The organism is Trujillonella humicola (assembly GCF_046233715.1).
Taxonomy (GTDB): domain Bacteria; phylum Actinomycetota; class Actinomycetes; order Mycobacteriales; family Geodermatophilaceae; genus Trujillonella; species Trujillonella humicola.
The window spans coordinates 19,476-42,567 of sequence record NZ_JBJNRJ010000028.1 but is presented as its reverse complement, the minus strand read 5'-3'; the positions used below and the strand labels follow the sequence as shown (position 1 = coordinate 42,567).

Annotated in this window: 21 protein-coding genes; 14 read left to right on the top strand and 7 right to left on the bottom strand. The window is 74.8% G+C overall.

Annotation, left to right across the window (positions count from 1 at the left end):
* The first annotated feature begins 10 nt into the window (after positions 1–10).
* Positions 11–1,945, top strand: coding sequence for an asparagine synthase (glutamine-hydrolyzing) (gene asnB, locus ACK586_RS14930; RefSeq protein WP_409331278.1), 1,935 nt, complete (start codon positions 11–13; stop codon positions 1,943–1,945).
* 116 nt (positions 1,946–2,061) lie between these two features.
* Here asnB and ACK586_RS14925 read toward each other — a convergent pair whose 3' ends face one another.
* On the bottom strand, positions 2,062–2,409 hold the full coding sequence (locus tag ACK586_RS14925; RefSeq protein ID WP_409331277.1) for a HesB/IscA family protein: 348 nt from the start codon (positions 2,407–2,409) through the stop codon (positions 2,062–2,064).
* Positions 2,410–2,552: 143 nt separating this feature from the next.
* Between ACK586_RS14925 and ACK586_RS14920 the strand changes: the two genes are divergently transcribed.
* Together ACK586_RS14920 and ACK586_RS14915 are read left to right on the top strand one after the other, a co-directional pair.
* The gene (locus ACK586_RS14920; protein WP_409331276.1) at positions 2,553–3,161 is read left to right on the top strand and encodes a DUF3043 domain-containing protein; all 609 of its coding nucleotides are present in this window, start codon (positions 2,553–2,555) and stop codon (positions 3,159–3,161) included.
* Between the two features lie 65 nt (positions 3,162–3,226).
* Positions 3,227–4,210, top strand: coding sequence for an aldo/keto reductase family protein (locus ACK586_RS14915; RefSeq protein ID WP_409331275.1), 984 nt, complete (start codon positions 3,227–3,229; stop codon positions 4,208–4,210).
* Here the strand turns inward: ACK586_RS14915 and ACK586_RS14910 are convergent.
* A complete protein-coding gene (locus tag ACK586_RS14910) occupies positions 4,207–4,419 on the bottom strand; it encodes a hypothetical protein (RefSeq protein WP_409331274.1) in 213 nt (70 codons plus the stop codon). The genes ACK586_RS14915 and ACK586_RS14910 overlap by 4 nt on opposite strands.
* Before the next feature lie 135 nt (positions 4,420–4,554).
* On the opposite strand from ACK586_RS14910, the gene ACK586_RS14905 reads away from it, so the two are divergent.
* The 4 genes from ACK586_RS14905 to ACK586_RS14890 are packed head-to-tail and all read left to right on the top strand — an operon-like array spanning position 4,555 to position 6,834.
* Positions 4,555–4,995, top strand: a complete 441-nt coding sequence (locus tag ACK586_RS14905; RefSeq protein WP_409331273.1) for a phage holin family protein — start codon at positions 4,555–4,557, stop codon at positions 4,993–4,995.
* Positions 4,992–5,411 carry a DUF3618 domain-containing protein gene (locus ACK586_RS14900; RefSeq protein WP_409331272.1) on the top strand — a complete coding sequence of 140 codons (420 nt, stop codon included), beginning with the start codon at positions 4,992–4,994 and terminating at the stop codon, positions 5,409–5,411. Before ACK586_RS14905 ends, ACK586_RS14900 begins: the two co-directional genes overlap by 4 nt.
* Positions 5,408–5,710: a DUF4235 domain-containing protein gene (locus ACK586_RS14895; protein WP_409331271.1), complete on the top strand. Its 303-nt coding sequence runs from the start codon at positions 5,408–5,410 to the stop codon at positions 5,708–5,710. The genes ACK586_RS14900 and ACK586_RS14895 overlap by 4 nt, the downstream gene beginning before the upstream one ends.
* Positions 5,710–6,834: a YihY/virulence factor BrkB family protein gene (locus tag ACK586_RS14890; RefSeq protein WP_409331270.1), complete on the top strand. Its 1,125-nt coding sequence runs from the start codon at positions 5,710–5,712 to the stop codon at positions 6,832–6,834. The genes ACK586_RS14895 and ACK586_RS14890 overlap by 1 nt, the downstream gene beginning before the upstream one ends.
* Positions 6,835–6,864: 30 nt before the next feature.
* Here ACK586_RS14890 and gcvT read toward each other — a convergent pair whose 3' ends face one another.
* Positions 6,865–7,983, bottom strand: a complete 1,119-nt coding sequence (gcvT, locus tag ACK586_RS14885) for a glycine cleavage system aminomethyltransferase GcvT (protein WP_409331269.1) — start codon at positions 7,981–7,983, stop codon at positions 6,865–6,867.
* A gap of 91 nt (positions 7,984–8,074) precedes the next feature.
* Here gcvT and ACK586_RS14880 point away from each other — a divergent pair, with 91 nt between their 5' ends.
* Positions 8,075–9,589: a leucyl aminopeptidase gene (locus ACK586_RS14880; RefSeq protein ID WP_409331268.1), complete on the top strand. Its 1,515-nt coding sequence runs from the start codon at positions 8,075–8,077 to the stop codon at positions 9,587–9,589.
* 52 nt (positions 9,590–9,641) lie between these two features.
* On the opposite strand, the gene ACK586_RS14875 is transcribed toward ACK586_RS14880, so the two are convergent.
* Positions 9,642–9,992 carry an oxidoreductase gene (locus ACK586_RS14875; protein WP_409331267.1) on the bottom strand — a complete coding sequence of 117 codons (351 nt, stop codon included), beginning with the start codon at positions 9,990–9,992 and terminating at the stop codon, positions 9,642–9,644.
* A 155-nt stretch (positions 9,993–10,147) separates the two neighbouring features.
* Here ACK586_RS14875 and lpdA point away from each other — a divergent pair, with 155 nt between their 5' ends.
* The 3 genes from lpdA to ACK586_RS14860 all read left to right on the top strand — a co-directional run bounded on the left by lpdA (position 10,148) and on the right by ACK586_RS14860 (position 14,447).
* A complete protein-coding gene (lpdA, locus tag ACK586_RS14870; RefSeq protein WP_409331266.1) occupies positions 10,148–11,527 on the top strand; it encodes a dihydrolipoyl dehydrogenase in 1,380 nt (459 codons plus the stop codon).
* A gap of 60 nt (positions 11,528–11,587) precedes the next feature.
* On the top strand, positions 11,588–13,471 hold the full coding sequence (sucB, locus tag ACK586_RS14865; protein ID WP_409331265.1) for a 2-oxoglutarate dehydrogenase, E2 component, dihydrolipoamide succinyltransferase: 1,884 nt from the start codon (positions 11,588–11,590) through the stop codon (positions 13,469–13,471).
* Positions 13,472–13,553: 82 nt separating this feature from the next.
* Positions 13,554–14,447, top strand: a complete 894-nt coding sequence (locus ACK586_RS14860; protein ID WP_409331264.1) for a TIGR01777 family oxidoreductase — start codon at positions 13,554–13,556, stop codon at positions 14,445–14,447.
* A gap of 4 nt (positions 14,448–14,451) precedes the next feature.
* Here the strand turns inward: ACK586_RS14860 and ACK586_RS14855 are convergent, their stop codons facing one another.
* Positions 14,452–16,056, bottom strand: a complete 1,605-nt coding sequence (locus tag ACK586_RS14855) for a serine/threonine-protein kinase (RefSeq protein WP_409331263.1) — start codon at positions 16,054–16,056, stop codon at positions 14,452–14,454.
* 122 nt (positions 16,057–16,178) lie between these two features.
* Between ACK586_RS14855 and ACK586_RS14850 the strand changes: the two genes are divergently transcribed.
* Genes ACK586_RS14850 through lipB form a run of 3 tightly spaced genes read left to right on the top strand, consistent with a single transcriptional unit; the run spans position 16,179 to position 18,858 of the window.
* Positions 16,179–17,420, top strand: a complete 1,242-nt coding sequence (locus ACK586_RS14850; RefSeq protein ID WP_409331262.1) for a protoporphyrinogen/coproporphyrinogen oxidase — start codon at positions 16,179–16,181, stop codon at positions 17,418–17,420.
* Positions 17,420–18,154: a Type 1 glutamine amidotransferase-like domain-containing protein gene (locus ACK586_RS14845; RefSeq protein WP_409331261.1), complete on the top strand. Its 735-nt coding sequence runs from the start codon at positions 17,420–17,422 to the stop codon at positions 18,152–18,154. Before ACK586_RS14850 ends, ACK586_RS14845 begins: the two co-directional genes overlap by 1 nt.
* 56 nt (positions 18,155–18,210) lie before the next feature.
* Positions 18,211–18,858 (top strand): lipoyl(octanoyl) transferase LipB, encoded by a 648-nt coding sequence (gene lipB / locus ACK586_RS14840; protein ID WP_409331260.1) that lies wholly within the window; start codon positions 18,211–18,213, stop codon positions 18,856–18,858.
* Between the two features lie 164 nt (positions 18,859–19,022).
* Here lipB and leuS read toward each other — a convergent pair whose 3' ends face one another.
* Both leuS and ACK586_RS14830 read right to left on the bottom strand, forming a co-directional pair.
* A complete protein-coding gene (leuS, locus tag ACK586_RS14835; protein ID WP_409331259.1) occupies positions 19,023–21,926 on the bottom strand; it encodes a leucine--tRNA ligase in 2,904 nt (967 codons plus the stop codon).
* 221 nt (positions 21,927–22,147) lie between these two features.
* Positions 22,148–23,077, bottom strand: a complete 930-nt coding sequence (locus ACK586_RS14830) for an LLM class F420-dependent oxidoreductase (RefSeq protein WP_409331258.1) — start codon at positions 23,075–23,077, stop codon at positions 22,148–22,150.
* Positions 23,078–23,092 lie beyond the last annotated feature (15 nt).

The following is a 23,092-nucleotide window of genomic DNA, read 5'->3' as shown; positions in this document are numbered from 1 at the left end:
ACCTGCGCCCATGTGCGGCCTGCTGGCCTACCTGTCCACCGACGCCGACCGGGTCGACGAACCCGTCGTCGACGGCATCCGCGAGGCGCTGCGCTGCCTGCACCACCGCGGACCCGACGACACCGCCGTCTGGTCGGACGGGAACGTCGTCCTGGGGTTCAACCGGCTGTCGATCATCGACCTCGAGGGCAGCCCCCAGCCGCTCCCCTACGCGCGGGACCGCTACCGCATCCTGTTCAACGGCGAGATCTACAACTACCTGGAGCTGCGCGAGGAGCTGCAGGCCGCCGGCGCCGAGCTGTCGACCCACGGGGACACCGAGACGATCGTCGCCGGGTACCACCTGTGGGGCCAGGACGTCGTCCGCCGGCTGCGCGGGATGTTCGCCTTCGTCATCTGGGACACCGAGACCCGGACGGCGTTCGGCGCGCGCGACCCCTTCGGCATCAAGCCGCTCTTCACCGCGCGCCTGGCCGACGGCGGGCTGGTCTTCAGCTCCGAGAAGAAGGCGGTGCTCGAGCTGCTCGGCGGCAGCGCCGCCGCGGGCGGGGTGGATCCGGCCTCGCTGCAGCACTACCTGACCCTGCAGTACGTGCCGGAGCCGGCCACGCTGCACCGCGGCATCCGCCGGATCGAGAGCGGCACCAGCTTCACCGTCGCGGACGGCGAGCTGCGCACCAGCCGCTACTTCCACCCGGCGTGGAAGCCGCAGCCCGTGCCGACCGGGCGCGAGCAGGAGCTGTACGACCGCATCGCCGAGGCGCTCGACGAGTCGGTCGCCAAGCACATGCGCGCGGACGTCACCGTCGGCTCGTTCCTCTCCAGCGGCATCGACTCCACGGCGATCGCGGCGCTGGCCCACCGCCACAACCCCGACCTGATGACCTTCACGGTCGGCTTCCAGCGGCAGGAGCAGTCCGAGATCGAGATCGCCGCGGACTCGGCGCGGATCCTCGGCGTGCGCCACGTGCCGGTCGAGATCACCGCCGAGGAGTTCGCCGAGGCGATCCCGACGGTCGTCTGGTACCTCGACGACCCGGTCGCCGACCCCGCGCTCGTACCGCTGTACTTCGTGGCCCGCGAGGCCCGCAAGCACGTCAAGGTCGTGCTCTCCGGCGAGGGCGCCGACGAGCTGTTCGGCGGGTACACGATCTACCGGGAGCCGATCAGCCTCGCGTGGGCGAACCGGCTGCCGGCCGCCGGCCGCCGCGCCATGGCCCGCCTGGCCGGCCTGGTGCCCGAGGGCGTCCGCGGGCAGGACCTGCTGCGCCGGGCGTCGATGCCGCTGGAGCAGCGCTACTACGGCAACGCCCGCAACATGCGCGACGACGAGCTCGCGGCGCTGCTGCCCGGTCACGACCCGGACCTCTCGCACGTGGCCGTCACCGAGGACCTCTACCGGCAGACGCGGGCCGCCGGGTACGACGAGGTGACGGCGATGCAGTACGTCGACCTCTTCACCTGGCTGCGCGGCGACATCCTGGTCAAGGCCGACAAGATGACCATGGCGAACTCGCTCGAGCTGCGCGTGCCGTTCCTGGACCCGGAGGTCTTCGCGCTGGCCGCCACCATCCCGGTGGAGCAGCGGGTGCCGCGCCGGGGGGACGCCACCAAGTACGCGCTGCGGCAGGCGATGGCCCGGATCGTGCCGCCCCGGATCATGAACCGGCGCAAGCTCGGCTTCCCGGTGCCGACGGCGGACTTCCTCGCCGGCCCGCTGCACGAGTGGGCCCGGGACATCGTCACCGAGAGCCGGACCGACGAGTGGCTCGACCGCGAGCACGTGCTCGGCCTGCTCGACCGGCTGCGCCAGGCGGAAGTGCCGAGCAAGCGGATCGCCCGCCAGGTCTGGGAGGTGCTGGTCTTCATGGTGTGGCACGGCATCTTCGTCGAGGAGCGGATCAAGCCCGAGATCCCCGACACCGTCTACCCGGTCAGGCTGTAGCCCGGGAACGACGGAGGCCCGGTCCCCCGAGGGGGGGAACCGGGCCTCCGTCGACGGCCCCTTCGCAGGGTCCCGGCGCCGAGGTACGAGGTGCCGGGGGACGAAGGGGTCCTTGTTCAGCTGAAGCTGTCGCCGCAGGCGCACGACCCGGTGGCGTTCGGGTTGTCGATCGTGAAGCCCTGCTTCTCGATCGAGTCGACGAAGTCGATCACCGCGCCGCCGAGGTAGGGACCGCTCATCCGGTCGACGATGACCTCGACCCCGCCGAAGTCGTAGGTCTGGTCGCCGTCGAGGAAGCGCTCGTCGAAGAAGAGCTGGTAGCGCAGACCGGAGCACCCGCCCGGCTGCACCGCGATGCGCAACCGCAGGTCGTCGCGACCCTCCTGGTCCAGCAGCGCCTTCACCTTGGCGGCCGCCGGGTCGCTCAGGACGACGCCGGTCGCCGTGGTGTCCTGCACCGTCATGTGTGTTCCTCCCACGTCCGAGGGTGCCTGCTGCGGCAGGTCCCGCAACGGGCCAACACCGCCGCAGCGGGTCCTCTTCCCACTGTACGGCGCGATGCCGGAACCGGAGGGGATCGTGCCGGGTCCCACGTAGACTCGATCGCGTGAAGCTCCGTCTGCCCGGGCGCCGCGACCGCGCCGAGGCCGCGCCCGAGACGACCGCCGACCTGACCGCCGAGCTGGTCAGGACGGCCGGCAAGGGGCGGCCCACGCCCAGGCGCAGCGAGGCCCAGGCCCGCCGTCCCGGCCCTCCCCCGCCGCCCCCGGCCACCCGCAAGGAGGCCTACAAGCGGATGCGCGAGCAGCAGGCCGCCCGGCGGGCCAGCACCCGCGAGCGCATGGCGATGGGCGACGACTCCTACCTGCCGGCCCGCGACCGGGGCCCGGTCCGCAAGCTGGTCCGTGACATCGTCGACGCCCGCCGCAACCTCGGCTCGTTCTTCCTGCCGATCGCGGCGCTGATCCTCGTCGGCTACTTCGTCCCCAGCCCCGCGGTGCAGGGCTACACCGTGCTGCTGTGGATGGCCTACTTCATCGTCTTCATCGGCGACTCGGTGGTGCTCGGCCGGCGCATCTCGCGCAGCGTGCGCAGCCGCTTCCCCGATGGCCAGCACAAGACCAAGAGCCTGGTCTGGTACGGGATCAGTCGCTCGACGATGATCCGCCGCTGGCGCTTCCCGAAGCCCGAGGTCGCCGTCGGCCAGCAGGTGTAGGACCCCGCTCGCCGGCCCGCGGGGTCCGCTGCAGGCCGGCCGGGGTCCGCCTAGCGTTGCGCGACGTGGAGTACCGACGCCTCGGCCGTTCCGGCCTGACCATCAGCGAGATCGCCTACGGCAACTGGCTCACCCACGGGGGCCAGGTCGAGGAGGACGCCGCCCGCGCCTGCGTCGCGGCGGCCCTGGATGCCGGCATCACGACCTTCGACACCGCCGACGTCTACGCCGGCACCCGGGCCGAGTCGGTCCTCGGCCGCGCCCTGGCCGGGCAACGGCGCGAGGGCCTCGAGATCTTCACCAAGGTGTACTGGCCGACCGGGCCGGGCCGCAACGACCGCGGGCTGTCGCGCAAGCACATCACCGAGAGCTGCCACGCCTCGCTGCGGCGGCTGCAGACCGACTACCTCGACCTGTACCAGGCGCACCGCTACGACACGACCGTGCCGCTCGAGGAGACGATGACGGCGTTCGCCGACCTGGTGCGGCAGGGCAAGGTCCTCTACATCGGGGTCTCGGAGTGGCGCGCCGAGGAGATCGCGGCCGGCGCGGCCCTCGCCCGCGACCTGGGCGTCCAGCTGATCAGCAACCAGCCGCAGTACTCCATGCTCTGGCGGGTCATCGAGGACGAGGTCGTCCCCACCTCCGAGCAGGAGGGCGTCGCGCAGATCGTCTGGTCCCCGCTGGCCCAGGGGGTGCTGACCGGCAAGTACCGGCCGGGCGAGCAGGCGCCGGAGGACAGCCGCGCCGCCGACACCTCGGTGGGTGGCTCGATGCGCGGCTTCCTGCGCGAGGACATCCTGACCCGCGTGCAGGGCCTGCGGGCCGTCGCCGACGACGTCGGGCTGTCGATGGCCCAGCTCGCGGTGGCCTGGGTGCTGCAGAACCGCAACGTCGCCGCGGCGATCATCGGTGCCAGCCGGCCGGACCAGGTGCAGCACAACGTGGCCGCCGCCGGTGTGCGGCTGGACGACGCCGTCCTGGCCCGCATCGACGAGGTGCTCGGCGACGTCGTGGAGCGCGACCCGGCCCGGACCATGCGCGGCTAGTTCGGCGCCAGCCCCATCGGGCCGTAGACCCGCGTCCCGCCGTCCAGCAGGGTCACGGCATGCACCCCCCGGGCGAGCAGCTCGCGCCAGTGCTCGCCCAGCCAGGACTCGGCGTCCCCCTGGTTGTCCGAGAGCGGCACGGCCACCCCCACCGACGCCGGCTCCACCGTCTCCCCCGCCGGGCCCTCGAGGCGCCACGTCCAGCTCATGCGGCGAGGCTAGATCCCGGCGGCGGGACGGCGCCCGGGCACGCCGCGACCGGTCTGTGATCACCGACCGGGTTACGGCGGGGGTGCCCGGGGGCATGCAGGTGCATCGACAGTCCCTGAGATCCCGGAGGACCGATGACCGCCCCCTCGCCCACGGGCGCCTCACGAGCGACCCCGCCACCACCGGCACCCCAGGACGCCTCGACCGGTGAGCTGATCAGCCGGCTGACCGAGCAGATCAGCACGCTCGTCCGTGACGAGGCCCGCCTCGCCCAGGCCGAGGTGACGCAGAAGGCCAAGCGGCTCGGCATCGGCGCCGGCCTGTTCGGAGGGGCGGGCCTGGTCGCCTTCTTCGGGGTCGCGGTGCTGATCAGCGCAGCCGTGCTCGGGCTGGCCGAGGCGCTGCCCGCCTGGCTCGCCGCGCTGATCGTCGCGGTCGTGCTCCTCGCGGTCGCCGGCGTCCTGGCGCTGCTCGGCAAGAAGGACGTGCAGCAGGGCACCCCGCCGGTGCCCACCCAGGCGATCGCCAGCACCAAGGCCGACATCGCCACGGTCAAGAAGGCGGCCTCCCGGTGAGCAACGCCCAGCCGCCGCAGGACCCGCCGGCGGACGACCCGGAGGCCATCAAGGCCGAGATCGAGCAGACCCGTGCCCAGCTGGGCCGGACGGTGGACGAGCTCAGCGCGCGGGTCGACGTCCCCGCCCGGGCCAAGGAGGGCGCCGCCCGCGCGAAGGACACCGCGGTGGAGACCTACCGGGAGAGCCCGCCCGCGGTGATCGGCGCCGGTGCCGCCGTCGTCGGCCTGGTCGGCCTGCTCGTGTGGCGGCGCCGCACGAAGCCGCAGCGGCAGGCCCGCCGCGAGGTGCGGCGACAGGCCCGGCGCGCCGAGAAGGTCGCGGCCGCCCGCCGCGCCGCGACTGAGAAGGTGGCCCGGAAGACCGCCAGGAAGGCGCGCAAGGCCCAGAAGAAGGCCGCGAGGAGGACCCGATGAGCAAGGGCGAGGTCAGCAAGGGGAAGAAGAGCACGGGCAGCAAGCTGCTCTACCGCCCGATCGGCCTCATCGGCGGCATCGCCGCGGGCACCGTCTCGGGCATCGTCTTCAAGCAGGTCTGGAAGCTGGTGGCGAACGAGGACGACGCCCCCGGCGCGCTGCAGAGCGAGTACCGGATGCGGGAGGTCGTGCTGGCCGCGGCGCTGCAGGGTGCCATCTTCGCCGCCACCAAGGCGGCCATCGACCGGGCGGGCGCCCGGGGCTTCTTCCAGCTGACCGGCAGCTGGCCCGGCGACTGATGACCGGCACCCGGCGGCGCGAGAGCGCGGTCGACCGCATCCGCGAGCGGGTCGAGGAGAAGGCGGCGCGGCGGGCGGCTGCACAGGCCGCGCAGGAGCGCAGGGTGCGCGGGGAGGCGGACGGTGATCCCGCCGGCCTGCCCCCCGACGCACCCGGGCCGCAGGAGCAACCGGGGATCACCGCCCGCAACCCCCTCGGGATCCCCGCGGCGGGCTGGAAGCAGGTGCTCAAGCGGGCGTGGGCGGAGAACAACGCCGACAACATGCCGATCATCGCCGGCGGCGTGGCCTTCTTCGCTTTTCTCTCGATCTTCCCGGCGCTCATCGCGACGATCTCGCTCTACGGGCTCGTCGCCTCCCCCGAGACCGTGGCCCGGCAGGTCGAGGACCTGTCCGCCCAGCTCCCCGAGAGCGCGGCCGAGATCATCGGCGAGCAGCTCACCGCGATCACCACCAACGCCGGCGGCGCGCTGACCCTGAGCCTGGTGATCTCGATCGGCGCCGCGCTGTGGACCGCTTCGGGCGGGGTCAGCAACCTGGTCAAGGCGGTCAACATCGCCTACGACGAGGTGGAGACCCGGAACTTCGTCAAGCTGCGCGGGCTCTCCCTCGGGCTGACCTTCGGCGCGGTCGTCTTCGTCCTGCTGACCTTCGGCCTGATCGCCGTGATGCCCGTCGTCATCAACGCACTGCCGCTCGGGGGCGTGGGCACGGTGCTGGTCCAGGTCGCCCGCTGGGCGCTGCTGCTGCTGGTGGCGGCGGGATCCCTGGCGGTGCTCTACCGGGTCGCCCCGGACCGCGACACGCCCCGGCTGTCCTGGGTGAGCCTGGGGTCGGTCGTGGTCACCGTCGTGTGGGCGGGGGTCAGCCTGGGGTTCAGCTTCTACGTGGACAACTTCGGTTCCTACAACGAGACCTACGGCGCCATCGCCGGCGTGATCGTCCTCATGCTGTGGCTGTACCTCACCTGCTACCTCGTGCTGCTCGGCGCCGAGATCAACTCCGAGGCCGAGCACCAGACGGCGACGGACTCGACCGAGGGCGAGCCGCAACCCATGGGCGAGCGGGACGCCGTCGTGGCCGACACGCTCCCCGACCCGCCGGAGCCGGCGGGACGGAGGTAGCCGCGGGCCTCCGCCGCCGGCGCCGGTCGCTCAGCGGACGTGGGACTCCACGAAGGGCGGGCGGACGACGGTGACCGGTTGCGGGCGGCCGCGGACGTCGACGGCCACCTCAGCGCCCTGCTCGACGCCCGCGGCGGTGTCGAGCAGGGCGAGGGCGACCCCCGTCCGCAGCGACGGGGAGAACGTCCCGCTGGTGACCTCTCCGATCCGCGCACCGGAGGTGTCCAGCACGGGCATCCCCGGCCGCGGGATGCCCCGACCGGTCGCCCGGAGCCCCCACAGCAGCCGGGCGGGCCCGGCCGCGCGCTCGGCCAGGAGCGCCTCGCGTCCCCAGAACGCCGGCTTGCGCCAGCCCACCGCCCAGCCGCTGCGCGCCTGGTTCGGGGTGATGTCGCGGGAGAGCTCGTGGCCGTGCAGCGGGTACCCCATCTCCGTGCGCAGCGTGTCGCGGGCGCCGAGCCCGCACAGCCGCAGGCCCTCGTCCGCGCCGGCCTCCACCAGGGCGTCCCACAGCTCCCCGGCCCGTTCGGTGGCGACGAGCAGCTCGTAGCCGTGCTCGCCGGTGTAGCCGGTCCGGCACACCGTCACCTCGGCGTCCCCACCGCCCACGCCGGTGACGAAGGACATGTAGTCCAGCTCGCCGGGCAGGCCGAGCAGCGACAGGACCTGCGGCGAGCGGGGCCCCTGCACCGCGAGGACGGCCACCTCTGCGTGCCGGTCGGTGACGGTGATCCCGGGCGGGGCGGCGGCGGACAACCGGGCGACGACCTCGGCGGCGTTGGCGGCGTTGGGGACGAGCAGGACGTCGTCGTCGCCGTGCAGGTAGACGATCAGGTCGTCGACCACCCCGCCGGCCTGCGGCTCGCCGTCGGGGACGCAGCACAGCGTGTACTGCGCCTGCCCGGGCCCGATCCGGCCGAGGTCGTTGGTCAGGCAGCCGTCGACGAACCCCGCGGCCCCCGGCCCGCGCACCGTGGCCGTGCCCAGGTGGGAGACGTCGAACAGGCCGACGCCCTCCCGGACCGCCGCGTGCTCGGCGAGGACGCCGCCGCCGGCGTACTCGATCGGCATCGACCAGCCCCCGAAGTCGGCCAGCTTCGCGCCGGCTGCCACGTGCCGGTCGTGCAGGGGCGAGGTCCGCGGCTCCATGCCGTGCACGCTAACGCGGCCCCGGCGCGGGGTCCCGGGGCGAGCTGCCGGCCCCGCGGGGCAGCGCGGTCCTGTCACTAAGCTGCTGCGCGTGCCGCCGCAGATCACCGCCACCGACCGCCCCGTCGAGAAGGTCCCCGCAGACGCCGTCGTCGTCGGCGTCGGCCGCGGCCCGTCCGGCCTGCTCGCCACGCCCGGCGCCGAGGCGGTGGACCGGCTGCTCGGCGGCCGGCTCCTGCCGGCGCTGGCCGACCTGGGCGCCCGCGGCGGCGAGGACGAGGTCACCCGGGTGGCCACCCTCGGCCAGGCCCCGTTCCCGGTGGTCGCCGCCGTGGGCCTGGGTGCCCCCGGCTCCGACGGCCGCTACGGCGCCGAGACCGTGCGCCGCGCCGCGGGCGCGGCCAGCCGGGCGCTCTCCGGCCGCGGCAGGGTCGTCAGCCTGCTGGCCGCCGTGGGCGGTGCGCCCGACGCCGAGCGCCTGCACGCCGTGGGCGAGGGGGCGCTGCTGGGCGCCTACGAGTTCACCGCCTACCGCTCGGACCTGCCCGCCGACCGTCCGGTGCCGCCGAACGAGTACACCGTCGTCGTCCCCGACGCCGCCGAGGCCCGTTCCCCGCTGGCCCGCGTCCGCGCGGTGGCCGCCGCCGTCGCCCTGACCCGGGACCTGGTCAACACCCCGCCCAACGACCTGCACCCCGCCGAGCTGGCCGCCCGCGGCGCGGCCGCCGGGAAGAAGGCCGGCCTGTCCGTCGAGGTGCTCGACGAGGCCGCGCTGGCCTCCGGCGGGTACGGCGGCATCCTCGCCGTGGGCGGCGGCTCCACCCGCGGTCCGCGGCTGCTGCGCCTGACCTACAAGGGCAGGAAGGCGCGGAAGAAGATCGCGCTCGTCGGCAAGGGCATCACCTTCGACAGCGGCGGCCTGTCGATCAAGCCGGCCGCGAACATGCACCACATGACCAGCGACATGGCCGGCGCGGCCGCCGTGATCGCCACCGTCTGCCTGGTCGCCGAGCTGGGCCTGCCGGTCGAGGTGACGGCGACGGTGCCGATGGCCGAGAACCTGCCCAGCGGCACCGCCTACCGCCCGGGCGACGTCCTCACCTTCCGCAACGGCCGGAAGGTGGAGATCACCAACACCGACGCCGAGGGGCGGCTCATCCTCGCCGACGCCATCGTGCGCGCGGCCGAGGACTCCCCCGACCTGCTGGTCGAGACCTCGACGCTCACCGGTGCGCAGCTGGTCGCGCTGGGCAGCCGGACGGCCGGTGTCATGGGCAGCGACGACCTGCGCGACGCCGTGGTCGCCGCCAGCCGGCGCAGCGGCGAGCCGATGTGGGCCATGCCGATGCCGCCCGAGCTGCGCAAGGGCATCGACTCGACGGTCGCCGACATGGTGAACGCCAATGCCGACCGGATGGGCGGGATGCTCGTCGCGGCGCACTTCCTCGGCGAGTTCGTGCCGAAGGGCCTGCCCTGGGCGCACATCGACATCGCCGGGCCGAGCTACAACACCGGCGGCCCGTGGGGCTACACGCCCAAGGGCGGCACCGGCGTGCCGGTCCGCACCCTCCTGGCGACCATCGAGGACGCGATCGCCGAGGCATAGGAAGCTCCACCCGCGTCCTGAGCCGCAGGACGTGGGTAGAGCTTCCTATGCCTCAGAGCCGGTTCTGCTTCTGCCGGGCGCTCCAGTCGCGCATGCGCTGGGGGTAGCCGGTGACCTGGGCGTCGTAGACCGGGATGCCCAGGTCGCGGGACAGCTTGCGGGCGACGTCGGGCCCGTCGATCCGCCGGCGGGTCCACTCGCCGTCGGTGGCGACGAGCAGGATCGTCGTCTCCGTGACCGCGGTCCGCGGCTCGACGTACCCCTCGACGCCCCGCCGGCTGGCGACGAACTGCTCGAGGTGGGTCAGGTCCGCGCGCCCCGACGCCCGGTCGAGGGTGCCGCGGCGGTCACCGCCGCCGGATCTCCCGCGGCCCCGCCCGCGCAGTCGACCGAACAGCCCCATCGCGTCGCCTTCCGTTCGCCGTCGGCGGGTTCGTCGCACCCCGCCCGAGGACATCAACGACGACCTCCGGCCCGGCCGTTCCCGGGGTGGCAGGATGGGCCCTGCCCTTCCCCGCCCGAGCGACGCGGGGACCGCAGCAACTCGAGGAGTCACTCGTGAGCGCACCCACCTCCCCCGCCGACCTGGTCATCCTCGGCGGTGGCTCGGGTGGCTACGCCGCCGCGCTGCGCGCCGCGGAGCTGGGCCTGTCGGTCGTGCTGGTCGAGAAGGCCAAGGTCGGCGGCACCTGCCTGCACAACGGCTGCATCCCGACCAAGGCGCTGCTGCACGCCGGGGAGGTCGCCGACCTGGCCCGCGAGGGCGAGCAGTTCGGCGTCAAGACCTCCCTGGCCGGCATCGACATGGACGGCGTCAACGCCTACAAGGACGGCGTCATCTCCCGCCTCTACAAGGGCCTGCAGGGCCTGATCAAGAGCCGCGGGATCACCTACGTCGAGGGAGAGGGCCGGCTGGCCTCCCCGACGTCGGTCGCGGTGGACGGGCAGACCTACGAGGGCCGCCACGTGCTGCTGGCCACGGGCTCCTACGCCCGGTCGCTGCCCGGTCTCGAGGTCGACGGCAGCCGCGTGATCACCAGCGACCACGCCCTGAAGCTCGACCGGGTGCCCACCTCGGCGATCATCCTCGGCGGTGGCGTCATCGGCTGCGAGTTCGCCAGCGCCTGGAAGTCCTTCGGCGTCGACGTGACGATCGTCGAGGCGCTGCCGCACCTCGTGCCGCTGGAGGACGAGTCGTCCTCCAAGCTGCTGGAGCGGGCGTTCCGCCGCCGCAAGATCGGGTTCGAGCTCGGCAGCCGGTTCTCCGGCGTCCAGCAGACCGACAACGGCGTCAAGGTCTCGCTGGAGAACGGCAAGGAGATCGAGGCCGAGCTCCTGCTCGTCGCGGTCGGCCGCGGGCCGGTCAGCGAGGGCCTGGGCTACGAGGAGGCCGGCGTCGCCATGGAGCGCGGGTACGTCCTCGTCGACGAGTACTGCCGCACCAACGTGCCGACGATCTCCGCGGTCGGCGACCTGATCCCCACCCTGCAGCTGGCCCACGTCGGCTTCGCCGAGGGAATCCTCGTCGCCGAGCGGGTGGCCGGGCTGGACCCTGCGCCGATCGACTACGCCGGGGTCCCGCGGATCACCTACTCCGACCCCGAGGTCGCCTCCGTCGGGCTCACCGAGGCCCAGGCCAAGGAGCGCTACGGCGAGGTGAAGACGCTCGTCTACGACCTCGGCGGAAACGGCCGCAGCCAGATCCTCAAGACGCAGGGCGCGGTGAAGCTCATCCAGGCCACCGACGGCCCGGTCGTCGGTATCCACATGGTGGGCAGCCGGGTCGGCGAGCTCATCGCCGAGGGCCAGCTGATCTACAACTGGGAGGCCGAGGCCGACGACGTCGCCAGCCTCATCCACCCGCACCCGACCCAGAGCGAGGCCCTCGGCGAGGCGCACCTGGCGCTGGCCGGCAAGCCGCTGCACGTGCACGGCTGACCCCGCTCCCCTCCCCTCTCCGCGCCACCGCATCGTCCCCACAGAAGGAGCCCCGCACCGATGCCGACGTCCGTCACCATGCCCGCCCTGGGCGAGAGCGTCACCGAGGGCACGGTCACTCGATGGCTCAAGCAGGAGGGTGAGCAGGTCGAGGTCGACGAGCCCCTCCTCGAGGTGTCGACCGACAAGGTCGACACCGAGATCCCCTCGCCCGCGGCCGGGGTGCTGACCAAGATCCTCGTGTCCGAGGACGAGACGGTCGACGTCGGCGCGGAGCTCGCGGTCATCGGCGGGGACGGCGACGGCGCCGGCGACGGCGCGCCGCCCGCGTCGGCCGAGGACGCCGACGACACCCCGCAGACCCCCGACCAGCAGGTGCAGGACGCCGGGCCGGCCACCGAGGCCGGCCGGCCCGCGGCCGAGGAACCGGCGGCCCCGGCGCCGTCCGGGAACGGCGGCTCGGGCGGCGACCAGGGCGGCGGTCAGGGCGGCGGTCAGGGGACGCCGGTGACCATGCCGGCGCTGGGCGAGAGCGTCACGGAGGGCACCGTCACCCGGTGGCTCAAGGCGGTCGGCGACGAGGTCACCGCCGACGAGCCGCTGCTCGAGGTCTCCACCGACAAGGTCGACACCGAGATCCCCGCGCCGGTCTCCGGCACCCTGCTGTCCATCTCGGTCGGCGAGGACGAGACCGTGGAGGTCGGTGCCGAGCTCGCCGTCATCGGCAGCGCGTCGGCCGGCGGGGGCGCTCCTCAGGAGAGCGCTCCTCAGGAGAGCGCTCCCCAGCAGGCGGCACCGCAGCAGGCCGAGCCGGAGCCGCAGGAGGAGACCCCGACCGCCAAGCCGGCCACCGAGGCCCCCGGCGCGGACTACGGCTCCAGCGGGTCGCTCCCGGCGAAGTCGCCGACGGACGCTCCGGCTCCGGCCCAGGCCGTCGCCCCGCAGGCGCCCGCGGCGTCGGGTGGTCAGGCCGAGCCGTCCTCGGGCGACGGCGGCGGGCAGTACGTGACGCCGCTCGTCCGGCGGCTCGCCGCCGACCACGGCGTCGACCTCTCCACCGTGAAGGGCACCGGCGTCGGCGGCCGGATCCGCAAGCAGGACGTGGTCGCAGCCGCCGAGCAGGCGGCGCCCGAGGCCACGCCGTCGTCCCCGTCGGCACCCCAGGCACCCGCCGCCCGCACGGCCACCCCGTCGCCGGCCGCCCAGCCCGACACCTCGCTGCGCGGCCGGACGGAGAAGATGCCGCGGCTGCGCAAGGTCATCGCGCAGCGGATGGTCGAGTCCCTGGCCATCAGCGCGCAGCTCACCACCGTGGTCGAGGCCGACGTCACCCGGATCGCGAAGCTGCGCGACCGGGCCAAGCGCGACTTCGAGGCCCGCGAGGGCGTGAAGCTGTCGTTCCTCCCGTTCTTCGCGAAGGCGGCCGTCGAGGCGCTGAAGGCCTTCCCGTCGGTCAACTCGTCGGTGGACATGGAGGCCGGCACGGTCACCTACCACGACGCGGAGAACCTGGGTGTCGCGGTCGACACCGACCGCGGCCTGCTGGTGCCGGTCATCCACGGCGCGGGCGACCTCAGCATCGGCGGGCTGGCCCGCAAGATCGCCGACCTCGCCGACCGGACCCGCAACAACAAGGTCAGCCCCGACGAGCTCGGCGGCGGCACCTTCACGCTGACCAACACCGGCAGCCGCGGGGCCCTGTTCGACACCCCGATCATCAACCAGCCGCAGGTCGCGATCCTGGGCACCGGCTCAGTGGTGAAGCGCCCGGTCGTGGTCACCGATCCCGACCTCGGCGAGGTCATCGCGGTGCGGTCGATGGTCTACCTGGCGCTGACCTACGACCACCGCATCGTCGACGGCGCCGACGCCGCCCGCTTCCTCACCGCGGTGCGCGAGCGCCTGGAGGCCGGCCAGTTCGAGGGCGAGCTCGGCCTGCAGTGACCCGCTAGGAGGGGCCCCGGCATCCGCCGGGGCCCCTCTGCCCTGTCCGCTCCCCCGGAAGGTGGCTCGCTTGAGGATCGCGGTGACCGGCTCGTCCGGCCTGATCGGCTCGGCGCTGGTGCCGGCGTTGACCGAGGACGGGCACGACGTCCTGCGCCTGGTCCGCCGCACCCCGCGGACCGCCGACGAGCACCGGTGGGACCCGCAGCACCGGCGCATCGACCCGGCCCTCCTCGCCGACGTCGACGCGGTGGTCAACCTCGCCGGTGTCGGCGTCGGCGACCGGCGCTGGACCCACAAGCGCAAGCAGGAGATCCTGCGCAGCCGCGTCGACGCGACGACGACGGTGAGCACCGCCCTGGCCGAGGCCGCAGTCGCCGACCCCGGCCGGCAACGGGTGCTGCTGAGCGCCTCGGCGGTCGGCTGGTACGGCGACACCGGCGACCGCGTCGTCCGGGAGAACGCCCCGGCCGGGCAGGACTTCCTGGCGCACGTCTGCGAGCAGTGGGAGACCGCCACGGCACCGGCCGAGCAGGCCGGCGTCCGGGTCGTCCGGCTGCGCACGGGCCTCGTGCTCGGTCGCGGCGGGCTGCTCGGCCGGCTGGCTCCGCTGTTCAGGCTCGGCCTCGGCGGCCGCATCGGGTCGGGCGAGCAGTACTGGCCGTGGGTCAGCCTGCGCGACGAGGTGGACGCCATCCGGTTCCTGCTCACCGCGCCGCTGACGGGCCCGGTGAACCTCACCGGGCCGGCGCCCGTGACCAACGCGGAGTTCACCCGCGCCCTCGCCCGGGTGCTGCACCGGCCGGCGAAGCTGCCGGTGCCCGCGTTCGCGCTGACCGCGGCGCTCGGCGAGTTCGCCCCGGTCGGGGTCCTGGCCGGCCAGCGCGCCGTCCCCGCCGCCCTGGAGGCCGCCGGGTTCGCCTGGACCCATCCCGACGTCACCTCCGCGCTGCGGTCGGCGCTCGGCAAGGAGTGACGGCTCACCCCGTCCGGCCGGCGCTGTCGATCCGCCACCCCTCGGATGTGCGGACCAGCTCGAGCACCACCGGCGCCGGCGACCGTCCCGGTGCCTGCAGCAGCGGGCGCCCGTCGGGGTCGCCGGCCGCGACGACCGCGTACCCGGCCCACCCGTCGCGCACCTCCACCCGCACCAGGTCCCCGCTTCCGGTCACCTGCGCCGGCCCCTCGACGCGCGGCGCGTAGCCGGTCAGCCGGTGACCTGCGGCGGCCAGCCTCGCCACCGCCTGCTCGTCGGCCGCGCGCAGCGGGCTGCCGGGGGTGTAGACGGCGTCCAGCGCGGCGGCATCGGCCCGCGTGAAGGCGTCGGCGCGGCGGGCGTAGAGCTCGGTGAGGACGGCGACCCAGTCGGGTCCGGGGTCCTGCGCCACGCCTCCCTCCGGCTGCCCCGGAGGGCCGGCGGTCGTGCTCACCGGCGGGGGCGCCTGCGCCGTCACGGGGGGCGGTGCGGTGGTCGACGCAGCGCCGGTGCCTGCTGACGCGGCGGGCGCCGGCCGGGGGGCCGTGCCCGCCCACACCCCGCCGACGGCGCCGGCCGCTGCGAGCAGGGTCGCGACGGCGAGCAGCCCACCGGCCACCCGCGACCACCGGCCGTGCAGGACCCCGAGCGGTCGCCGTCGGCGGCGCGCGCCCTCGCTCGCCTGCCGTGGCCGCCGGGCCACCTGGTGGGTGAGCTCGGTGCGCGGGCCCCTCCCGGTGGCCCCCAGCTCGGCGTCGGGCACGCCCGCCGTGGGCAGCCGCACCGGCTCGGGTCGGCAGGCGTGCCGCAGGTCGAGAGCGAGCTCGGCCGCCGTGGGCCGGTCCGCGGGATCGGGCGCCAGGCCACGGGTGATGACGTCGCGCAGCGCGGGCGGCGCCTCCGGTGCCAGCAGGTCCAGGTCCGGCAGCTCACCGGCCGCGGCGACGGCGAGGGTGTCGGCCGGGGTCGCCGCGTTCCACGGCGCGACCCCCGTGAGGGCGTGGAAGGCGGCCGCGGCGACGCCGAACACGTCCGACGCCGGGCCGGGGGCCCCGCCGCGCGCCACGGTCGGGTCCACGTAGGCCGGCGTCACCTCCCCCGCGGCCGTCTCCCCCAGCACCCGCGCCACCCCGAGATCGGTGAGCACCGGGCGGCCCTCGGCGGTGAAGACGACATTGCCCGGCGAGAGGTCCCCGTGGACGACCCCCGCGGCGTGTGCCGAGGCGAGCGCGGCGGCGACCGGCGCGATCGTGGTCACCACCTCGCCGGGGCGCAGCCGCCCCCTCCGGGCCAGGAGCGCAGCGAGACTCCCGCCCTCCAGCAGGTCGAGCACCAGGGCGACCCGCGCCCGGCCGCCGCGGCGCGGCTGGTGCACCACCTCGACCAGGCGGACCAGGTGCGGGTGGTCCAGCTCGCCGAGCAGCGCCGCCTCCCGCGCCTGCCGCTCCGGGTCACCGGCGACGAGCACCTTGACCGCCACCGCCTCCCCACCGCCACGGGGCACGGCGCGCCACACCTCGCCCGAGCCGCCGCGGCCGAGCAGCGTCTCGAGGCGGTAGCCCGGCACCACCGGCGGTTCGGCGGCGAGGCCGTCGTTCTGTTCCAGCACGGGCGGCACGGTAGGCGTGGAGGGCCGGCTCGCGCTGCCGCCGTCCACAGGCGCCGGTGGGTGCAGTGGCTGCAACCAGCGTCCGGCGGGTGGCCGTCGCCGGCGCGGCCTAGGTTCGGGGCATGCCGCTCCCCGCACGTGCCGAGGTCGTCGTGGTCGGCGCCGGCCTCGCGGGCCTGTCCGCCGCCGTCCGCCTCGCCGAGGCCGGGTGTGACGTGCACGTGGCCGAGTCCGGCGGGCACGCCGGAGGGCGGCTGGCCTCCGAGCGGGTCGACAGCTTCGTCGTCGACCGCGGGTTCCAGGTGCTCAACACCGGCTACCCGCGGGTGGCCGCCGACCTCGACGTGCCCGAGCTGGGGATGGGCTGGTTCTGGCCGGGAGCGGTGCTGAGGGTCGACGGCCGCGCGCACCGGGTCGTCGACCCACGACGGCACCCGACCACTGCGGCGGCCACGGTGCGGGCGCCGATCGGCTCGCTGCCGGCCAAGGGCGCCATCGCGGCGTACTCCGCCCGTGCCGGGTACACCCCGGTCGCCCGGCTGCTGCGGCGGCCCGAGACCACCGCGGAGGCGCGGCTGCGTGCGGCCGGGGTCGGCGAGCCGGCGCTCGAGCGGTTCTTCCGGCCGTTCCTCGCCGGTGTGCTGCTCGAGTCCGATCTGGCGACGTCGAGCCGCTACCTCGACCTCGTCTGGCGCAGCTTCGCCCGCGGCCGCATCGGTCTGCCGGCAGGCGGCATGCAGTCGGTCGGCGAGCAGCTGGCGGCGCGCCTGGCACCGGAAAGGCTCCACCTCCACCTGAGGGTGAGCCGCGTGACCGGCGGTGAGGTGGTCACCGCCGAGGGCACGGTCCGGGCGGACGCCGTGGTGGTCGCCACCGATCCGGACACCGCCGCGGCCCTGCTGCCCGGTCTCGGCGCGTCGGCTCCCCGGCAGGTCACCACGCACCTGCACGTGCTCCCCTCCTCCCCCTGGCGCGACCCCCTCGTCGTCCTGGGGCCCCCGGGCGGGCGGCTGGTCAACAGCGTCGTCCTCACCGACGCGCAGCCGGCCTACTCCCCCGACGGCCGCGCGCTGGTGGCCAGCTCCACCCTCCAGCCGACGACGGAGGCGCAGGTGCGCGAGGAGATCGCGCGACTGCACGGCGTCGCGACGGCGGAGCTGGCCCACCTGACGTCGGTGACCGTCCCGGGAGCGCAGCCCGCCGCCCTCCCGCCCCTGCGGCTGCGCCGGCCGGTGGAGCTCGGCGAGGGCCTGTACGTGTGCGGCGACCACCGCGACACCCCGTCCATCCAGGGCGCGATGGCCAGCGGGGCGCGGGCCGCCCGCGCCGTCCTGCGCGCGCTGCGCCCGCGGGGCAGAGCCTGATGGCCGCCTCCGCCCCGACGGTCCTCGCCACGAGCATCGGCTTCGACTCCCGCGGCCGCGGCCCGTACGACTGGGCGCCGGGGCCGGTGTTCGACCTGGCCGTGGAGCTCGCCGGCTCCCCCGCACAGCCGCGGCTGTGCTACCTGGGCACCGCCGCCGGCGACGATCCGGCGCGCGTCGCCGGGGTGTACGGCGCCTTCGCCGGCAGCGCCGTCCGGGTCAGCCACCTGAGCCTCTTCCCCATGCCGACGGTGGCCGACCTGCGGGCACACCTGCTGGCCCAGGACGTCGTGTGGGTCGGCGGCGGCAGCGTGGCGAACCTGCTGGCCGTGTGGCGGGTGCACGGCCTGGACGAGGTGTTCCGCGAGGCGTGGGCGGCCGGCGTCGTCCTCGGCGGGGTGTCGGCAGGGTCGCTGTGCTGGCACGTCGGCGGCACCACCGACTCCTACGGACCGCAGCTGCGGCCGGTGACGGACGGCCTCGCCCTCATCCCGGCGTCAACCAGCGTGCACCACGACTCCGAGCCGCAGCGGGGCCCGCTGTACCGGCGTCTGGTCGCCGACGGCACCCTCCCGCCGGGGCACGCCACCGAGGACGGCGTGGGGCTGGTCTACCGCGGGACCGAGCTGGTCGAGGCGGTGGCCGACCGGCCGGGCAAGAGCGCCCACCGGGTCGAGCGGGGCCCGGACGGCACCGCGGTGGAGACCCGCGTCCGGCCGCGGCGCCTCCGCTGAGGGTCTCGCCCTCGCGCGCCCGGCGCGAGCCTGCGAGCGCGGCCTAGGCTGACGACGTGAGCGATCTGCGGGTGGTCCGTGCCGGGCTCGTCGACTACGAGGAGGCCTGGGCGCGCCAGCGCGAGCTGCACGCGGCCCGCGTCGCCGGCACCGGTCCCGACACGATGCTGCTGCTCGAGCACCCGCCGGTCTACACCGCGGGCAAGCGGACGCAGCCGCACGAGCGCCCCTTCGACGGCACCCCCGTCATCGACGTCGACCGCGGCGGGAAGATCACCTGGCACGGCCCGGGACAGCTGGTCGGCTACCCGATCGTCGCGCTGCCCGACCCCGTGGACGTCGTGGCGCACGTCCGCCGGCTGGAGGACGCGCTCATCGAGGTCTGCGCCGGCTTCGGCCTGACCACCGAGCGGGTCGAGGGCCGCAGCGGGGTGTGGGTGCGGGCCGACCGGCGCGGCCCCGACCGCAAGGTCGCGGCCATCGGCGTCCGGGTCTCCCGCGGCGTGACCATGCACGGCTTCGCGCTCAACTGCGACCCCGACATGGCCGCCTTCGCCAACATGATCCCGTGCGGCATCGTCGACGCGGGGGCGACGTCGCTGACCACGGAGCTGGGCCGGGACGTGACCGTGGCCGAGGCGATCGACCCCGTGGAGACGGCGATGCGACGGGTGCTGTCGCTGCACCCCGCGCCCGCCGCGTGACGGCGCTGCCGGTCTGAGCGGAGTGGGGGGGGGGGGGGGGGGGGGGGGGGGGGGGGGGGGGGGGGGGGCGGGGGCGGGGGGGGGGGGCGGGCGGGGGGGGGGGCGGGGGGGGGGGCGGCCGGGGGGGGCCGGCGCCCGGCCCCCCCCCCCCCCCCCCACTCCGCTCAGCCGACGACGAAGTTGACCAGCCGGCCGGGGACGGCGACCACGCGGCGCACCGTCCTGCCGGCCAGCTGCGCGGCGACCCGCTCGTCGGCGCGCGCGGCGGCCTCCAGCCCGGCGGCGTCCGCGTCGGCCGGCACGGTCACCTGGGCGCGCACCTTGCCGTTGACCTGGACGGCGACCTCGACGGTGTCCTCGACCAGCCACCGCTCGTCGGCCTCGGGGAACGGCGCCCAGGCCAGCGACTCCCCGTGCCCCAGCCGCGACCACAGCTCCTCGGCGAGGTGCGGGGCCAGCGGCGCGACCATCAGCACCAGCGGCTCGGCCACCGACCGCGGCACCGGCCGGTCGGCGCCGTAGGCCTGGGTCAGGGCGTTGGTCAGCTCGGTGATCCGGGCGATGGCGATGTTGAACCGCAGGGTGTCCATCCCGTCGCGGACACCGGCGATCGCCTTGTGCAGCGCCCGCAGGGTGTCCTCGGCCGGCTCGACGTCGTCGGCCGCGCGCACCGCGCCCGTCTCCTCGTCGACGACCACGCGCCAGATCCGCTGCAGCAGCCGCTGCGACCCGACGACGGCCTTCGTCTCCCACGGCCGGGACTGCTCCAGGGGGCCGGTCGACATCTCGTACACCCGGAAGGTGTCCGCGCCGTAGGCGCCGATCATCTCGTCGGGGGTGACCATGTTCTTCAGGCTCTTGCCGATCTTGCCGTACTCGCGGTTGACCGGCTTGCCCTCGTAGAGGAACGCCCCGTCGGCCTCCACGACGTCGGCGGCGGGCACGTAGAAGCCGCGCTCGTCGGTGTAGGCGTAGGCGGAGATGTAGCCCTGGTTGACCAGCCGGCGGAACGGCTCCTCGCTGGACACGTAACCCAGGTCGAACAGCACCTTGTGCCAGAAGCGGGCGTACAGCAGGTGCAGCACCGCGTGCTCCACGCCGCCGACGTACAGGTCCACGCCCCCGACGTCGCCGGGCTCGCGGGGGCCCAGCCAGTAGCGCTCCAGCTCCGGGTCGACCATCTGCGTGTCGTCGCCCGGGTCCAGGTAGCGCAGGTAGTACCAGCAGGAGCCGGCCCAGTTGGGCATCGTGTTGGTCTCGCGGCGGTAGGGCTTGGGTCCGTCGCCCAGGTCGAGGGTGACCGTCGTCCACTCGGTGGCGCGCGACAGCGGCGGCTCCGGCGCGGAGTCGGCGTCGTCGTCGGCGAACGTCTTCGGCGAGTAGTCGTCGACCTCCGGCAGCAGCACCGGCAGCAGCTCGGTCGGCACCGCCCGCGGGGCGCCGTCCTCGTCGTATACGACGGGGAACGGCTCGCCCCAGTAGCGCTGCCGGCTGAACAGCCAGTCCCGCAGCTTGTAGGTGGTCGTCGCCTCGCCGTGGCCCTTGGCGACCAGCCACTCCGTGATCCGCTCGATGGCGGTCGCCTTGTTCAGCCCGTCCAGGCTCACCTCGTCGGTGGACGAGTTGATCATCTCGCCGGCGCCGGTCCACGCCCCGCCGTCCCAGCCGGCCGGCGGCTGCACCGTGCGCACGTGCGGCAGGCCGAAGGCCTGGGCGAAGTCCCAGTCCCGGGTGTCCTCGGCGGGCACGGCCATGATCGCGCCGGTGCCGTAGCCGGTCAGCACGTAGTCGGCGATGAAGACCGGCAGCTCGCGGCCGTTGACCGGGTTGACGGCGGTGACGCCCAGCCAGACGCCGGTCTTCTCGCGGGCCTCGTTCTGCCGGTCGAGCTCCGAGCGCCGGGAGGCCTGCCGCTGGTAGTCGCGGACGGCGTCCCGCGGGGTCGCCGCACCGCCGGTCCAGCGCGGGTCGGTGCCGTCGGGCCACGTGTCGGCGGTCAGCGCCTCGACCAGCGGGTGCTCGGGTGCCAGCACCACGTAGGTGGCGCCGAAGAGCGTGTCGGGGCGGGTGGTGAAGACCTCGATCGTCTCGCTCCCGATCGAGAAGCCGATCCGGGCGCCGGTGGAGCGGCCGATCCAGTTGCGCTGCATCTGCTTGAGCGAGTCCGACCAGTCCAGCCGGTCCAGGTCGGCCAGCAGCCGCTCGGCGTAGGCGGTGATCCGCATCATCCACTGGGTCAGCGGACGCCGGAACACCGGGAAGTTGCCCCGCTCGGAGCGCCCGTCGGGCGTCACCTCCTCGTTCGACAGCACGGTGCCCAGGCCGGGGCACCAGTTCACCGGGGCCTCGTGCAGGTAGGCCAGGCGGTGCGCGTCGACCACCCGGCGCTTGTCGGCATCGGCCAGCTCGGCCCAGGGCCGGCCGGTCGGGTTGGTGCCAGGCGCCGGCTCGCGGGTGCCGGCGTCCAGCTCGGCGACCAGCTCCTCGACCGGTCGCGCCCTGCCGGCGTCGGCGTCGAACCAGGACCCGAAGATCTGCAGGAAGATCCACTGGGTCCACTTGTAGTAGCCCGGGTCGATCGTGGCGAAGCTGCGGCGGTCGTCGTGGTCCACGCCCAGCCGACGCAGCTGCGCCCGGATCGCGGCGATGTTCTGCTCGGTGGTGATCCGCGGGTGCTGCCCGGTCTGGACGGCGTACTGCTCGGCGGGCAGGCCGAAGGCGTCGTAGCCCATCGGGTGCAGCACGTTGGCGCCGTCCATGCGGCGGAACCGGCTGGTGACGTCGGTGCCCAGGTAACCCAGCGGGTGGCCCACGTGCAGCCCGGCCCCCGAGGGGTACGGGAACATGTCCATCGCGAAGTACTTCGGCCGGTCGGCGACCCGCTGGAAGCCCTCGGACAGCCGCCCGGTCGGGTTGGGCGTGTGGAAGGTGCCCTCGGCCTCCCACCGGTCCTGCCAGGCGAGCTCGATCCGCTGCGCCAGTGCCGGGGTGTACCGGTGCGGCGGGACGCCGTCGCCGGTCGGCTCGGTGCTGGCAGCGCCGGTCTGGCTGCTGGCCGTCTGGCTCATCGTCGGTGCTCCGGATGTCGTGGGATGGCGCGCGACGGGGCGGGCTCCGGAGATGGAGACATGGAAAGACCCCTCGCACAGGAGGGGTCGCCGCGCCGTCCTCGCAGGTCGAGGTCAGCGCGGCCGGGGAAGGAGGGACCGCCCGGTCACGGGCCGAGTCTACCGCCGGGCAGGGGCCACCCCGCGGGAGTTCCCCGCAGGGGCGGACGGCGCGCGGTCGCTCAGGCCAGCTGCGGCGCCACCTCGGCCGCGACGAGGTCCAGGTGGTCGAGGTCGGCGAGGTCGAGCACCTGCAGGTACACGCGGCCGGCGCCGGCCTCGGCGTAGCGGCCCAGTACGTCGACGGCCTCGGACGGGGTGCCGGCGACGCCGTGCGCCCGCACGTCGTCGACGCGCCAGCCGATAGCCTCGGCCCGGCGGGCGACCTCCGCCTCGTCCCGGCCCACGCACAGCACCAGCGCCGAGCTGAGGGCCAGGGAGGACGGGTCGCGCCCGGCCTCCTCGCAGGCGGCGCGGACCCCGGCGAACAGCCGGGCGTTCTCCTCGGCCGGCATGAACGGCACGTTGAACTCGTGCGCGTACCGAGCCGCGAGCCGCGGGGTCCGCCTGGCGCCCTTGCCGCCGATGAGCACCGGGATGCCGCCGGGCTGCACCGGCTTGGGCAGCGCGGGAGAGCCGGTCAGCCGGTAGTGCTGCCCGGCGAAGTCGAAGGTCTCCCCCGGCGGCGTCGACCACAGCCCCGTGACGACGGCGAGCTGCTCCTCGTACCGGTCGAAGCGCTCGGCGGTGCCGGGGAAGGGGATCCCGTAGGCGTCGTGCTCGGCCTCGAACCAGCCGGCCCCGATCCCGAACTCGACCCGGCCACCGGTCATCTGGTCGACCTGGGCCACCGAGACGGCCAGCGGCCCGGGGAGCCGGAACGTCGCCGCCGACATGAGCGTGCCGAGGCGGATCCGGGTGGTGTCGCGGGCGAGGCCGGCCAGCGTGACCCACGCGTCGGTGGGGCCGGGCAGACCGTCGCCGGACATCGCCAGGTAGTGGTCGGAGCGGAAGAAGGCGTCGAAGCCGGTCTCCTCGGCGCGCCGGGCGACGGCGAGGAGGTCGTCGTACGTCGCGCCCTGCTGGGGCTCGGTGAAGATCCGGAGCTGCACGTCCGACGACGCTAG